We start from the raw sequence: 14467 nt of genomic DNA, 5'->3' as shown, positions 1-14467 counted from the left end.
GTACATTAAGACAAATCTTAGTTGCGATTAATGCTCTATAGTATATAATTTTAAAAAAATATGTTTATTTATGAAATTACTAAGAATTATTTTTATCATTACTATATACATTAATTTTCCTATATTCGCAGAAAATTTAGAATCGGTTACTACAACCGAAGATATTGAAAATGATGTATTTATCCCTATTGATTACAATCATCCTGTTTTACATCCAAACAATAATATTAATAATAGTTCTAAATTTAAGAATTATACAAACGGTAAAATTATTGCTCTAAATAAAATTACTGCCACTTCTGAAGAAATTAATTTTAAAGTTGGCGAGGAAAAATATTTCGGTAATATAAAAATCAAATTACACAAATGTACAAAAAATCTTGATCCGTATAATGAAGATAATTATTTGTTGATGACCATAACAGAATATAAGATTGATGAAGATCCTAATGTAATTTTTCAAGGATGGATGACCTCTTCAAGTATTTCACTTTCAACACTTGAACACCCAATTTACGAAATTTTTGCTAAAGATTGTTTTTAGATGCAATATTTAATTTCAAGTTTAATATTTTTAATTCCTAGCTTTGGGATGCTTGCTGGCTTATCAGCTGCAGCTCTAGTTACAATTTTTTTACTGAGTGTTGTTATACGAAACACCCTACAACAAATGTCTATGTCATTCCCATGTAGGCAGGAATGCAGTAACAATTTTATACCACGACTTGATCGCAGTATCCAGTTAAAAATTAAAAAAGACTGGATACCGTGGCGAGGCCACAGTATAACACTATTATTCGCCGGCTGGTGTTTAATATCTTGTTTATTTGCAATTCACCTTATTAATAGTTTCGCTACTTTTACTCAAGTTTTTATAATCTTATTCCTTGGATTTACAGTTAGTAATTCTACTCCTTTTCAAAATCGCTTACAGCTCAAAAAAGCCTTAATATACGGAATTTTGGCAGCAATATTATTATTCTTCATAGAATATTCTTCTCATGGTTTTTTAACTAAAATATTTAAAGCTAGTTTTGACTTATATATGTTAGATCGGGGCTGTGCTTTACTTTCAATTACTGCATGGACTACTATTATAATTTTACTCTCTAGCGGTAAAAGAAGACATGCATTAATGCTATATGTATTAGTGCTTTATTTACTTAAGTCGTCCGATAGTCTAGCAAGTTTTTTAGGATTCAGTATAGGCGGAATAATATTCATTATAGCAAGATTTATAAAGCTGATATTTTTCAAATTAATTGCAATAATTTTAATTACCGGCTCGTTACTATTCCCTGTTATAGCACAACAAATAGAGCCGCAATATTTATCTCAAAAATATTTAACAACTCAAGCATCGGCTGCTCATCGCTTATTTATTTGGCATTTCGTCGCAAACAAAATCATTAAAAAGCCGATTTTAGGCTATGGTTTTGCTTCTTCTAAATATATCGAAGTCACAGACAATGAAATGATCAATTATAAAGGAGAAACATGGCATCCTTTGCCGCTTCATCCTCATAATAATATATTACAAATTAATCTTGAACTTGGTATAATAGGGCTAATATTATTTTTAAGCTTAATCTATAAATGCTTAAAGCAAATTGATAACATAAAGAATAATGATTTCAGAGCAGCTGCTTATGCATGCTTTATAAATTATTATATTATAGGGATGATTTCATATAATATTTGGCAAATATGGTGGATATCAAGCGGTATTTGGGTACTAGTTTTAATGAAGTTACTAGTTAAACCTGATATTGTCGTTGATAATTCATAATATTTGGTATAGATATAGAAGTCAGAGTTCTATGTTATTCCTACGAAAGTGGAAATCCAGAATAAATATTCTAATAAGAATATTTATACATATTTGAAAAAAGCATATCAAAACAAGTTTTTTATATGCTTTACTGGACTCCTGCTTTCAGCTATGAATGACATAAACAATGTCTAGAATTACATAATACAAACATATGCTACAAAACTCAGAATTTTTACAGGAATATCTACCAATTGCTATATTTTGTGGTATTGCGATATTGGTTTCCAGTTTAATAATGATTCTACCTAACCTATTATCAATAAAGAAATATAATAAAGATAAGCTAGAACCTTATGAGTGCGGTTTTGAGCCTTTTAGCGATGCAAGATCAAAATTTGACATACGTTTTTACTTAGTTGCCATTTTATTTATTATCTTTGACCTTGAAATCGCATTTTTAGTACCTTGGGCTATTAGCCTTAATACAATAGGTAAAATAGGCTTTTTTTCAATGATGTTTTTCTTATTCGTACTTATTATTGGGTTCATATACGAATGGAAAAAAGGAGCATTAGATTGGTAGTAATATGAAAAATAGTTTTTATAAGGAGGACGAGCTACTTAACAATGAACTCTCAAATCGGGGATTCTTACTAACTAAAGTTGATGATGTTATAGGGTGGGCAAGAGCTAATTCCTTATGGCCAATGACCTTTGGCCTTGCTTGTTGTGCAGTGGAAATGATGCAGGCAGCAGCCAGTAGGTATGATATGGATCGCTTTGGTATGTTGTTCAGACCAAGCCCAAGACAGTCTGATCTTATGATAGTTGCAGGTACGCTCACTAATAAAATGGCACCGGCTTTACGTAAAGTATATGACCAAATGGCCGAGCCTAAATGGGTGCTTTCAATGGGTAGCTGTGCTAACGGTGGTGGGTATTATCATTTTTCCTATGCGGTAGTACGCGGCTGCGATAGAATCGTACCAGTTGACGTATATATCCCTGGCTGCCCCCCTACTGCCGAAGCATTAATTTACGGACTGATGCAGTTACAAAAAAAAATTAAACGCACTACAGGTTTTAAGTATGACGCTAGACAAACTGATTGAGAAACTTGCTGCTAAATCTAGAATACTGATAACCCATGTCACGGTTAAAGACTATTTAGCTTATAACGTCAAACCAAATTATTTATTACCGCTTTTAAAGGCTTTAAAAGAATCGGAAGAATTACGTTTTACTATACTTACTGATTTATTCGGAGCTGATTTTCCTGACAGAGACAAAAGATTTGAAGTAGTATATAATTTACTAAGCCTAAAATTAAACAAGCGTCTTATAATAAAAGTAGATGTCTCTGAAGAAGAAAGCATACCTTCAGCAATAAATATATTTAATGCTGCTTGTTGGTATGAGCGTGAAGTTTATGATATGTACGGAGTAAATTTTGACGGGAATGATGATAAAAGACGTATACTAACCGATTATGAATTTGAGGGACATCCATTACGTAAAGATTTTCCGTTAACCGGTTATACACAAGTTAAGTATAATGAAAAATTAAAGAAAGTAGCTTATGAGCCAGTTGATTTAGACATAAAATATCGTGAGTTTGATTTTAGCTCTCACTGGCACAGCCCTACTTATGTTTTAACTGAGGATAAGAAGGCAAAGAAAAACAGTGTAGATATAAAATAGTCATTGCGAGCAAATGCAAGAAGTGCAGCAATTCAGAAAAATTATAAAATAAACTGACTGTATATATTATAAACGCAATGATACTATTTACGTAGGAGTAACTTCTAATCTTATCAAACGTATATATGAAAACAACTATCGGTTTAGTAAAAATATGACCAGTATTTTATTAAATGCATGAAACCATGGATTCTACAATAACTAGAAAAAAATAAATTAAATCTGGCACAAGAGCAAAAAAGCGTAATTTAATTGAGCAAACGAATATAAATGGAAAGACTATATGATGAAATTATTTAAATGGATTGCCTTGTCGCCTACGGCTTCTTGCAATAACGGCTACTATGATTAACGACATCAAAACTATAACTCTCAATCTTGGCCCACAGCATCCGGCAACTCATGGAGTTTTAAGATTAATCCTTGAAATGGACGGGGAAGTAGTAAATAATACCGATCCTCATATAGGGTTACTACATAGAGGAACTGAAAAGCTTATTGAGCATAAAACATATTTGCAGGCTATACCTTATTTTGATCGCCTTGACTACGTTTCACCAATGTGTCAAGAGCATGCATTTGCTCTAGCTGTCGAGTCATTATTAAAGTGTGAAGTACCAAGAAGAGCTCAATTTATCAGAGTATTATTTTCGGAATTAACAAGAATTTTGAACCATACTTTAAATATAGGTAGCCAAGCTTTAGATGTCGGAGCTACTACTCCTTTATTATGGCTATTTGAAGAACGTGAAAAAATCATGGAGTTTTACGAACGCGTTTCCGGCTCTCGCATGCATGCAAACTACTTTAAACCAGGCGGGGTTGCTACAGATTTACCTGACGGTTTACTTGAGGATATAGACAAATTTATAGAACATTTTCCTTCTAAACTTCATGATATTGAAACCCTACTAAATGAAAATAGATTATGGAAACAACGTTTAGTAGATATTGGTGTTGTTTCACAGAAAGAAGCAATGGATTGGGGTTTTTCAGGACCTATGCTTAGAGGTTCAGGTATAGCTTGGGATTTACGTAAGTCAAACCCTTATGACATATATGATGAAATAGACTTTGAAATACCTATAGGTAAAAATGGTGATTGTTACGACAGGTATCTTATCCGTATGCTTGAAATGTATGAATCAATCAAAATAATCAAGCAATGTATAGCAAAAATGCCGAAAGGTGCAGTTAAAACTAATGATACTAAATTAACACCACCGACAAGAGCAAAAATGAAGGAATCTATGGAAGCGATGATCCATCACTTTAAGCTTTATACTGAAGGTTATAACGTTCCTGCAGGGGAAACCTATAAAGCCGTAGAAGCTCCTAAAGGCGAGTTCGGAGTATATTTATATTCAACCGGCCACAACCGACCTTATAGATGCCGAATTAAAGCCCCTGGATTTGCTCATTTGCAAGGACTGGCTTTTATGTCTAAAGGTCATTTAATGGCAGATGTTATTACTATTATAGCCACGCTTGATATTGTATTTGGAGAAATAGATAGATGATTATTGTTAGTTGGTTGACTTCATTCCCATAGTCTTTTACCATGCCTGCGAAAACAGGAATCCAGTAAATAAAACTAAATAATAAAAATGTATTGGGGATTTATTATGTTCTAATTGCAATAGTACTTAATATATTGGTATTACTAATAATATAATATATTGTGATTATGAACATAAACAAAAAACAATCCAAGGTTTTACCTCACAAAATATATTATAAAGCTTGTTGATAAAGAAGAATGTACTAATATTTAAAGAAGCACTGACAAGACAAAAAAACTTAAAAAATGGAAGCGTAGTTAGAAAATAGACTTAAAAAACTAATCCTGAATGGAAAGATTTAATTGAATAAATTGTTGGATTCCTGCTTTCACAGGAATAACATACAAAAGCACAGAAATGACATAAGTAATATATGGATACAAAAATTACAAGTTTTATATTTGATAAGAAAAATTTAAATCTAGCAGAAGATATTGTCAAAAAATATCCACCACATGGAAAAAGGAGTGCTATATTACCGCTGCTTGATCTAGCACAGCGTCAAAACGGCGGTTGGCTATCTATCCCTGCTATCGAATATGTTGCAAATATGCTAGGAATGCCTTATATACGTGCTTATGAAGTTGCAACTTTCTATACTATGTTTAATTTAAAGCCCGTCGGTAAATATCATATTCAAGTATGTACTACTACCCCTTGCTGGCTACGTGGTAGTAGCGATATCATAAAAACTTGTGAGAAAAAACTTGGTATAAAAGAAAAAGAAGTGACAAAAGATCAGAAATTTAGCTTAATTGAGATCGAATGTTTGGGAGCATGTATTAATGCACCGGTCGTACAAATCAATGATGATTATTATGAAGATCTAACTCAAGAAAAAATGGAAAATATTATAGATAAGCTGCAAAATGACTAAAATACTTTTACTACTAATTAGGTTTTATCAATATTTCATTTCCCCATTACTTGGCACGAATTGTCGCTTTCACCCTACTTGTTCCGAATATGCTAAAGAGGCTATAATACTAGATGGTAGCCTACTAGGATTATGGAGTACTTTTAAAAGAATTATCAAATGCCAACCGTTCTATAACGGAACTTTATTGTATGATACAGAAATTCAATGTCATTCCCGAGAAAAAAGGAATTCAGTAAATAATAAGGAACCAAAATAATTTGGTACTTTTAAAGATATATAAGATCCTATCGCTTTTAACTAGGAATGACATCGATATGCTTTTGGTAAATACAATGCTATACGTTCAACATCAATTTTTACTATATTATATATAATGAATCTAATCCCTTTATCCCGTGAATTCTTCTCAAGAGACACTAACTTAGTAAGCACTGAGTTAATCGGTAAGGTTATATATTTTCAAGGTAAAACAGCTATCATTACTGAAACAGAAAGCTATATAGGTCAGGACGATCCTGCTTGCCATGCTGCAAGAGGTCGTACAAAAAGAACAGATGTAATGTTCGGTCCTGCAGGTTTTAGCTATGTTTATCTCATTTACGGAATGTATTATTGTTTAAATTTCATAACCGAAACTGATGGTTTTCCTGCAGCAGCGTTAATAAGAGGAGTACATGTTATTTCACCTAAGAATATATACTTAAATGGTCCAGGTAAATTATGTAAATATTTAGGAATTAATATATCTCATAATAAATGCGATCTTATTAATAACAACAAATTTTTTGTTGGAGATATCGGCTTAACGCTCCCCTACTCTACTACCGCCCGTATAGGTATTACCAAAGGTACCGATAAACTATGGCGTTATGTCGTTACAGATAGGACTAATTTAATCTCTCAATATAATTTCTAGCCTTAATAAGATTATATTGATTAACGGTACAGAAACCTCAAAAAGATTTGTCTAAAAAAAGCATTGATGATACAGTAATACAAAATCAAGCAACCGAAATCTTATGTAGATAAAATTTAGTACCAAGCATACAAACAAAAGTAAAATTAATAATAGTCATTATATAAATATAACTTCCAACATTAAAATAGGATATTTAAACTCTATGTTACCTCACAGTATAGAGCTCTTGTATCTCTTTAATTATTTCTTTTTAAATAAATATCTGCATTTACTCATTTAATTGATAAGCTTGAAGTCGCTTATTAATATCTTGAAGAAAACTAAGAGCTTTATGATTTGATTTTATTATTACAGCCTTTTATTCATTGCCATTCACACTGCAATAACATCTTCCGTTTTAAATATCTAGATAAATTGCAGAGCTCATTTCATGGAGAAACCAACCTATACTATCTACAAGCCTTATCAACACTATAGATTTTACTGCCACCCCTTCTTGTGCTTTATTAAAATTACTAAGCAAATAAATTAATACATTAATTGTTGACACTACATAACATAAATACCAACTGCTCCCGATAAAAATCCTCCAAGGCTTCCAAATTCTTCTTTTTGAAAATTATTAGGAATAATTTATTGCGTTAAATATAAACATCCCTACAAAAGCTAAAACAATATTATGAACTTTATAAAAAATATGATCAAACATTTTGTCAATTAAAGTGTAATTTTTATCAATAGATTATGGACTTCCACCTATATGGAAACGATATATACAACTTTCTAAATCTCTGTCTCTTCTAAAACCACTGTAGAATCGGCAAGTTTAGTAATTTTTTCAATTTTTAACCGAGCTTCTTTTAGTTTCTTTTCACAATGATTCTTAAGTAAAATGCCTCTTTCGAAGCTATTAACTGCTGTCTCTAGACTCTCTTGCCCACTATCTATTTTTTTTACAATCGCCTCAAGCTCTTTTAAAGCTTCTTCAAAGCTAATATTTTCTTCTAAAATTTTTGTATTAGTCATTTATTTTTTATTCTTTAATAGTTAACTGAATTAGTAGCTTCTTGTGTTTGTGGTATCAGTATTTTTTTTAGATCACTACTATCGAAAGTCTTCTTAGGAGCAAAAACACTCCCTTGCATTTTTATATTAAGATGTGCCAAAATATCTTTATCAGAACTCATATTTGATGTATTTAAATTAACAAGCCTTGCCGGCACATAAAATGATAAAATACTAGATGCATCTATATCAAAATTATATATATTAATTGCAAAAGAGGCTGCACCGCTACTATATTGTGTTGTAAATTTTACTTTCTTTAAAAGGGCAATACCTTTTTGTAGGTCAATATCACCGCTTATACCTCTAATATTTTCTTGTCCTGTAGTTATAGCATTATTTATATCTTTATCTAAATTCTGGATCTTATAATCAGTTGTATTAATTTTTTCTATAAAAGAATCAATTGCAAAGTTATGAATATCTATATTGTTTATAGCAAATTGTGATTTGGTAGTAAGGTTATATAACTGGCTTTGAAGTGTACAACCATTAGTCTCTAAACTACCGCTTATACTTACTGCTCCACTCATTGTAGTAAATATTTTTTTAGGCATAAGAGCCGCAACTTTACCTAAATCTATTGTATTTAAGGCATATACAAAATTTATAGAATAAGGCTCCAATAAAATATTGCCGCTACCTTGAAACTTGCCGCCCAATAATTCTGCTTCAATATTATTGAATTGCAATAGATTATTATTATTTGCTATATAAAATTTAACATTTTTCAATATCAAATCATTATGTGATAATGTTGACAACGTACCGAAAACTTGTAAGATAGCTTTATCTAAACTATAATCATTTACTAACTTATTTCTTAAATTAAGCATTCCTGACGGTGATAATAAATTAGTAGTAAGAGTACCATCCTTAATTTCTACAGTTAAAGACGGCAATACATTTGATACATCTAAATTCCAGCTAGTTGATAAATAGTTGTTAGCAGTTTTAAAATCTAAATTACTAATTTTGATATTAGATGGTACGATTTTAGCAAGCAAATTTATTTTGTCAAATATATGATCGTTATACTTAACGCTATCAATCAAAATATCTAAATTAGCTAAATATCCTATTGTTCTAATAGGAATAAATTTACTTGGATAATCTAGAGACTTCATATCTTTAGTTAAATTTTTTATAAATTCGATAAGCGGCGAAATTATTGGATATGTTTGACTTCTTAAGTCAAGCGAAGATATATTAAGCGTAGCATCTAGCCGAGGTGTTTGAGCAATCAATTTACTAGAAAAATTTCCTGATAAATTTAAATTATCCGTTTTAAGTAATAAATTTTTAAAAAATAAATCTATTAAAGTAAGTTTTAAATCTGACTCTAAACTAAAAGGAATAGCTTCTTTAATAGTAACATCATTAAATCCTAAAATATTTAGTAGCAAATTTATATCGTTGTGCTTTAAATATAGCTGCCCATCGAATATACTTCTAACAGCATTCTGTGTTACACTACCTGTAAGCTTAAATACCCCGCCTGACTTAATATTGCCTGACAACTCATTTATCTTTAAAGTACCTTTTAATAAGTTAGAAGAAAAGACTATTTTTTCTAATGCTTCATTATTACTTAAAATTATTTCATCAATTGTTACGTCTGTTTTCAGTAATTTATCAGCAAAAATAAATCTAACATTTGAAGGAGCAGTATTAAATGTTACCATTGCATTTGGAGCAAGTAACAAGCTTAAATCTATTTTAGGGAAATTTAGTTTCACATTAGTAGTAATATTATCATTTTTAGCAATGTTAACAAATCCGTTACCGATAATAACAGACGATACTATTACTATGTCTTTTAGCTCTATTGCATCTTCATTATTTGAAATATTAAATTTAACGTTTACTGCCTCATTTTGATTAAATTTATTAAAAAGATGTTGTAAATCCGGTAATATACTGTATATTACCGATGCTAAATTTTTAATTTGATATTCACCGCTACCGCTAGTAAGCTTAAAATCTTTGTAAATTTGTGATAACTTAAAATCATAATCATTATTATCAATATTAAGACTAAAATCTACTGTATCGTCATGTTTATTAATTGAACCTGAAATTTTACCTATATAGCTACTTGTAGTGCTAAATATGTAATTAGACGATAAAGCATTTACTTTTTTTAATATACAATTATCAAAATTTAAAACAGAATAATCTTGTTTATTAATAATACTTAAATTAGTAACATTTAGATTTATATTTTGTAATTTATATTTAAAGAAATTCTTTATTAACTCTTCATGATTATAAATATTTAATAAATTAGAATTTGAATAAAATTTAGCATCCAATATATCTATTTTATTAATTTTAGGATTAAATTTTATGAGCGACCACAACGAAAAATAAATTTTAATCTGCTCTAAAGTTAGCATTCCTTCTTCCCTTATCAACTCAATAATTAAATAGGGCAAAGGAAATTTACTTATCTTTATTTTCCCAATATTTTCCTTCGCAATTCCTAAATGACTAGTAAGATCATTAGTCACAGCACTATAATTAACAAAAGATAATGCACCAAAAATTATAAATAACAATAATGAGAAACAAATTATGATGCCGGCAGCTATTTTTTTTATCATGTCTGTAAAAAAGTTTTTAAATATATTATTATATAACTATTAAAATTTGAAGGTAAATTAATGCATTCTTTAGAAAATTTAATTTTAGTCGGTGTAATAAAATCATGTCACGGAATTAAAGGTCATGTAATTTTAAAATCTTTTACTGTCCCTAATACAAAAATTCTTGAAAGAAATTTAGTAAATGCATCAGGAGAAAATATAAATATTAAGCTAATGAGCCAAAATGCCAAAGGAGAATTAATTTGCACATTTAATGATATAGCTACTCGCAATGAAGCCGCAAATTTAAAAGGCTATAAACTATTTTGCTTAAGAGCAAGTTTACCGAAACTAGAAGAAGATGAATTTTATATAGCGGATTTAAATCATCTCACTATATTAGATCAAGATCATAAAAAAGTAGGCAAAATTAAAAATATTCTTAATTTTGGTGCTGGTGATATAATTGAAATAGAATTTTTAGACCAAACAACTGAATTATTACCTTTCAATAAAGAATTTTTTCCTGTTATAACTAAAAATTATGGGATTTTAAACTATAAAAGAGAAGCTTGAACAATTTATTTTAATGATTCAATCTCTTAATTTTTTAGAGTTGTTTTCGCAATGCTGCAATTTCTCCTTTTGTAAAACTGGTAAATTCAACATTAGCATTGTTTTAACTAGCATTATTTTTTCTTGTCCTCTACCTTTCTCGATACCTTATTGCTCCTAAATGATATACAACAATACTTCCAATAATTTCTTCTCCTTCTTCAGGGTTTAAATATAATTAAAGTATTTTCAATTATATCATTTTGATCAATTTCGGTCAAAGTATAGTATAAAATTAGCTCTATATAAATCAATGCCAATATTAACCTCGGTAAACTTAGTGCAAATGTCAGCTATCTCATTTCATCTTTTTAATAAATTATGCTTATTTCATATACTTAATATTGCATACAAAATATAAAATTCTAGACTAAATAATTTTTTCAAGTCCACTATGATCACACAACTTCTATAAATTTTGAGGAGCATTATATTTTCGTATTATAAAACACCAACAGATATAAAAGGAATTTTCCTATTTTTAACATATACTTAAACAAGCGACAAACCATGTAATGATCAGATTTACTTTGATGTGCTAATAATAACAATAATTAACAGTCTTTACAGTCAAATTTAGCAGGAAATAAAATATACAATATAGACTTCTAAGGTTAGGTTCTATAAAACTATACTTTCCATTTTAAGAGTTTCACACAAGAGTAAATCTTTGATATAAAACGGTAAATGAATCTGAAAACTCTCTAGCGACGAAAGGATTTTCAAATGTACTAAGTATAATCTTATCATACTTTAATTTATTAGATATAAATATCATTGATATTAAAACTAAAAATTAGTAAATTATATGAAGCTTAATAAGCTCTATGCCTAAAACTTTAAAATACTTACTTAGTATTATAAGTATAATATTGTTATTAATTATTATTCCTTTCTTTATTCCTTTAAATAATTATAAAGGAGTAATAATAGATAAAGTCAAATATGCTATAAATAGAGATTTAACTATTAATGGCGATATAAAATTATTTTTATTACCGAATCCTACAATATCACTATTAAAAATTAAATTATCATCAATAGACGACACAAAGGAACCTTATTTAGTTTCCATTGAATGTGCTAAAGCGTCATTGCAGCTTTTCTCTCTTTTTAGAGGAGCAATTGAAGTAGATTCTATAGAACTGCATAAACCTATTATAAACCTAGAAGTTTTAAATAATGGACAAAAATTGGCAATTTGCTATACCTAATAATAACTTTAAAATAAATAACGTCAACTCTGCAGAATCCAATAATACTAAAACTGAGTTAGAACTTCCTATTTTGATTAGTCATTTCAAAATTATAGACGGCAAAGTAATATATATAGAAAAAAATAATGAGAGAATATTTAACAATATTTACTTAGATACTAAAATTAAAAGCCTTAAAGGGCCTATAGATTTCACTTTAGCTTTACAAGCTTTGGAACAGCAGATTAATATAGATGGCAATATTGCAGAAATCGGGACAATAATTACGTTAAGTGCCGATATTAATCTTGCCAGTGAAAAAATTAAAATTGAAGGAAAATTTGATAGTGAAAATAATTCTTTTACAGGTAAAGCAAATATTAAAGGCAATACTAAAACTTTAGGTATACCTACTGACTTACACAATAACTATGAGCTCACTACGGCAATTACTGCCGATAGTAAAAACATAGCTATTAAAGATACAAGACTTAATTATACAAATATAGAATTATTAGCAAATACAAATTATGATGTAGAGCGTAATAACCTAAAATCAAGTATTATTATAAATCCAGGTAACATTATAACTGAGATTAGTGCTAATTTAGATAAGACAAATATTCTGCTACAAACAGATAGTTTAAAACCTATACTTGATGCTCTAAAGCTAAAGACCGATAAATTACCTCCTATTATTAACCAAAAACTTATACTTACTTCTAGTGTAGTTTATAATTCCCAAGCAATAAAACTGCAAAATATTAACTTGTCGGCTGCAAATAGTCATCTCACCGGAGATATTGAGCTTCAAAACTTAACACAAAATATAACTATTTTCCACCATATAAAAATTAATAATTTTGAGTCGTTTATGACTTTACTTGGAGTAAATAATCTAAATCGTATTGCAACTAAATGGGGAAGTACAAAAAGTTAAAGATACTTTCCATATCAATAATAAAATATCTGCTTTTAATACTCATATGTATATTAAAGGCGACATTCATTTAGCAACCCAAAAACCACATTTTAACCTTAACTTATATAGTCCATTAGTGAATTTGTCAAAAATTATTGCAAGTAATAACAATACTGCTGCTCCAAATAAAACTAATGATCAAAATATACAGCCCCCAGAAAATAATTCTCCTTGGTCAAATAATCCTATTAACTTAGGATTTTTAAATGAAATTGAAGGACAAATATCCGCTAGTATTGATAAATTAACTAATGACTCATTAATAATAAATAATTTAAAAACAAAATTAAATATCACCAGCGGTAAGCTCAATATTACTTCAGTTAATGCTAGTATTTATGGCGGTGAACTTAATAGCACAGGTTTTATAAATTCAGGCAAAAATCAAAATATTGCAATTAAAATCAATTTAAATAATGCCTATCTTAAAAATTTAACTACACAATCGGGTAAAACAAAAATAACTGATGGGCTACTAAGCTTTAAAGCCGATTTGTACTCTAAGCGGTAATAGTGTTTATATATATGTTAATAATCTAAACGGACAATTTAACGTAAATAGTGATAATGGGAAAATAAGCAGACTTGGTTTAAATAGAATTGCACATGCAGTAAATAATGCTAAAAATACTGAAGGAGTATTGCAACTTATTAACAACTCCTTTAGCGATGGTTCTATATCTTTTAAAAATTTAATTGCAAGCGGGAATATAATAAAAGGCAAGCTTAAGTTAAACAAATGCAGTGTAGATGCTTCACCTGCCAAAGCAAATGCAAGTGGTCAAATTAACTTACCACAATATATGATGGATATTAGTGCAAGTGTTACTATTGCTGATTTACCGCCTATAGCCGTTAAATTATACGGATTTATAAACAACCCACAGCATAAGCTAGATATTCAGGCTCTGCAGACATATTTAGTCAAAAATATTTTTAATAGCGTTATTAAAGACTTTAAACGTGGAGAGAAGAAACCTAAAAATATTATTCAAGATACTTTAGGCATTAGAAAAAAAAAGGATTCAAATGTAGAGGCACAAAGCAATATTAGGCTGAAAAACCAACAAGCAGACCATGTAAATAAGCTTCTACAAAAATGATTGAAGAAACTGTTTTGATACAGTTATTCCTGTAGCAAACCTAATAAATACAAATACTTCATTTCATCAGTATCTAATACAA

General features: G+C 29.3%; 13 protein-coding genes and 1 pseudogene. 11 read left to right on the top strand and 3 right to left on the bottom strand.

The window, feature by feature from the left end:
- The first annotated feature begins 70 nt into the window (after positions 1-70).
- The 9 genes from AAGW17_RS03550 to AAGW17_RS03510 all read left to right on the top strand — a co-directional run bounded on the left by AAGW17_RS03550 (position 71) and on the right by AAGW17_RS03510 (position 6833).
- The gene (locus AAGW17_RS03550) at positions 71-544 is read left to right on the top strand and encodes a DUF2155 domain-containing protein (RefSeq protein ID WP_347938685.1); all 474 of its coding nucleotides are present in this window, start codon (positions 71-73) and stop codon (positions 542-544) included.
- Positions 545-1789, top strand: a complete 1245-nt coding sequence (locus AAGW17_RS03545) for an O-antigen ligase family protein (RefSeq protein WP_347938684.1) — start codon at positions 545-547, stop codon at positions 1787-1789. It abuts the gene before it with no gap.
- 196 nt (positions 1790-1985) lie between these two features.
- Complete coding sequence (locus AAGW17_RS03540; RefSeq protein ID WP_347938683.1) at positions 1986-2357, top strand: NADH-quinone oxidoreductase subunit A; 372 nt, start codon at positions 1986-1988, stop codon at positions 2355-2357.
- Positions 2358-2361: 4 nt separating this feature from the next.
- Positions 2362-2886: a NuoB/complex I 20 kDa subunit family protein gene (locus AAGW17_RS03535; RefSeq protein ID WP_347938682.1), complete on the top strand. Its 525-nt coding sequence runs from the start codon at positions 2362-2364 to the stop codon at positions 2884-2886.
- Positions 2864-3475, top strand: a complete 612-nt coding sequence (locus AAGW17_RS03530) for an NADH-quinone oxidoreductase subunit C (RefSeq protein WP_347938681.1) — start codon at positions 2864-2866, stop codon at positions 3473-3475. Before AAGW17_RS03535 ends, AAGW17_RS03530 begins: the two co-directional genes overlap by 23 nt.
- A gap of 344 nt (positions 3476-3819) precedes the next feature.
- The gene (nuoD, locus tag AAGW17_RS03525; protein WP_347938680.1) at positions 3820-4995 is read left to right on the top strand and encodes an NADH dehydrogenase (quinone) subunit D; all 1176 of its coding nucleotides are present in this window, start codon (positions 3820-3822) and stop codon (positions 4993-4995) included.
- Between the two features lie 415 nt (positions 4996-5410).
- Positions 5411-5914, top strand: coding sequence for an NADH-quinone oxidoreductase subunit NuoE (gene nuoE, locus AAGW17_RS03520; protein ID WP_347938679.1), 504 nt, complete (start codon positions 5411-5413; stop codon positions 5912-5914).
- On the top strand, positions 5907-6173 hold the full coding sequence (gene yidD / locus AAGW17_RS03515) for a membrane protein insertion efficiency factor YidD (protein ID WP_347938678.1): 267 nt from the start codon (positions 5907-5909) through the stop codon (positions 6171-6173). Before nuoE ends, yidD begins: the two co-directional genes overlap by 8 nt.
- Positions 6174-6290: 117 nt before the next feature.
- Positions 6291-6833 carry a DNA-3-methyladenine glycosylase gene (locus tag AAGW17_RS03510; RefSeq protein WP_347938677.1) on the top strand — a complete coding sequence of 181 codons (543 nt, stop codon included), beginning with the start codon at positions 6291-6293 and terminating at the stop codon, positions 6831-6833.
- A gap of 400 nt (positions 6834-7233) precedes the next feature.
- Here AAGW17_RS03510 and AAGW17_RS03505 read toward each other — a convergent pair whose 3' ends face one another.
- From AAGW17_RS03505 to AAGW17_RS03495, 3 genes are all read right to left on the bottom strand, one after another.
- The gene (locus tag AAGW17_RS03505) at positions 7234-7386 is read right to left on the bottom strand and encodes a hypothetical protein (protein ID WP_347938676.1); all 153 of its coding nucleotides are present in this window, start codon (positions 7384-7386) and stop codon (positions 7234-7236) included.
- A 233-nt stretch (positions 7387-7619) separates the two neighbouring features.
- The gene (locus tag AAGW17_RS03500; protein ID WP_347938675.1) at positions 7620-7862 is read right to left on the bottom strand and encodes an exodeoxyribonuclease VII small subunit; all 243 of its coding nucleotides are present in this window, start codon (positions 7860-7862) and stop codon (positions 7620-7622) included.
- A 14-nt stretch (positions 7863-7876) separates the two neighbouring features.
- On the bottom strand, positions 7877-10507 hold the full coding sequence (locus AAGW17_RS03495; protein ID WP_347938674.1) for an AsmA-like C-terminal region-containing protein: 2631 nt from the start codon (positions 10505-10507) through the stop codon (positions 7877-7879).
- A 60-nt stretch (positions 10508-10567) separates the two neighbouring features.
- Between AAGW17_RS03495 and rimM the strand changes: the two genes are divergently transcribed.
- Both rimM and AAGW17_RS03485 read left to right on the top strand, forming a co-directional pair.
- Positions 10568-11065: a ribosome maturation factor RimM gene (rimM, locus tag AAGW17_RS03490; RefSeq protein ID WP_347938673.1), complete on the top strand. Its 498-nt coding sequence runs from the start codon at positions 10568-10570 to the stop codon at positions 11063-11065.
- A gap of 866 nt (positions 11066-11931) precedes the next feature.
- Positions 11932-14385: pseudogene (locus tag AAGW17_RS03485) on the top strand (AsmA family protein).
- The last annotated feature ends 82 nt before the right edge of the window (positions 14386-14467 follow it).

It is taken from the genome of Rickettsia sp. Oklahoma-10, from assembly GCF_039954865.1.
GTDB lineage: Bacteria > Pseudomonadota > Alphaproteobacteria > Rickettsiales > Rickettsiaceae > Rickettsia > Rickettsia oklahomensis.
This window is presented reverse-complemented; position numbering and strand designations above follow the sequence as displayed.

Bases quoted from the DNA above. Each gene is read 5' to 3' on its own strand.
- AAGW17_RS03500 (WP_347938675.1), bottom strand. From the start codon at position 7,862: ATGACTAATACAAAAATTTTAGAAGAAAATATTAGCTTTGAAGAAGCT.
- AAGW17_RS03540 (WP_347938683.1), top strand. From the start codon at position 1,986: ATGCTACAAAACTCAGAATTTTTACAGGAATATCTACCAATTGCTATA.
- nuoE (WP_347938679.1), top strand. From the start codon at position 5,411: ATGGATACAAAAATTACAAGTTTTATATTTGATAAGAAAAATTTAAAT.
- rimM (WP_347938673.1), top strand. From the start codon at position 10,568: ATGCATTCTTTAGAAAATTTAATTTTAGTCGGTGTAATAAAATCATGT.
- yidD (WP_347938678.1), top strand. From the start codon at position 5,907: ATGACTAAAATACTTTTACTACTAATTAGGTTTTATCAATATTTCATT.
- AAGW17_RS03550 (WP_347938685.1), top strand. From the start codon at position 71: ATGAAATTACTAAGAATTATTTTTATCATTACTATATACATTAATTTT.
- nuoD (WP_347938680.1), top strand. From the start codon at position 3,820: ATGATTAACGACATCAAAACTATAACTCTCAATCTTGGCCCACAGCAT.
- AAGW17_RS03510 (WP_347938677.1), top strand. From the start codon at position 6,291: ATGAATCTAATCCCTTTATCCCGTGAATTCTTCTCAAGAGACACTAAC.
- AAGW17_RS03535 (WP_347938682.1), top strand. From the start codon at position 2,362: ATGAAAAATAGTTTTTATAAGGAGGACGAGCTACTTAACAATGAACTC.
- AAGW17_RS03530 (WP_347938681.1), top strand. From the start codon at position 2,864: ATGACGCTAGACAAACTGATTGAGAAACTTGCTGCTAAATCTAGAATA.
- AAGW17_RS03545 (WP_347938684.1), top strand. From the start codon at position 545: ATGCAATATTTAATTTCAAGTTTAATATTTTTAATTCCTAGCTTTGGG.
- AAGW17_RS03495 (WP_347938674.1), bottom strand. From the start codon at position 10,507: ATGATAAAAAAAATAGCTGCCGGCATCATAATTTGTTTCTCATTATTG.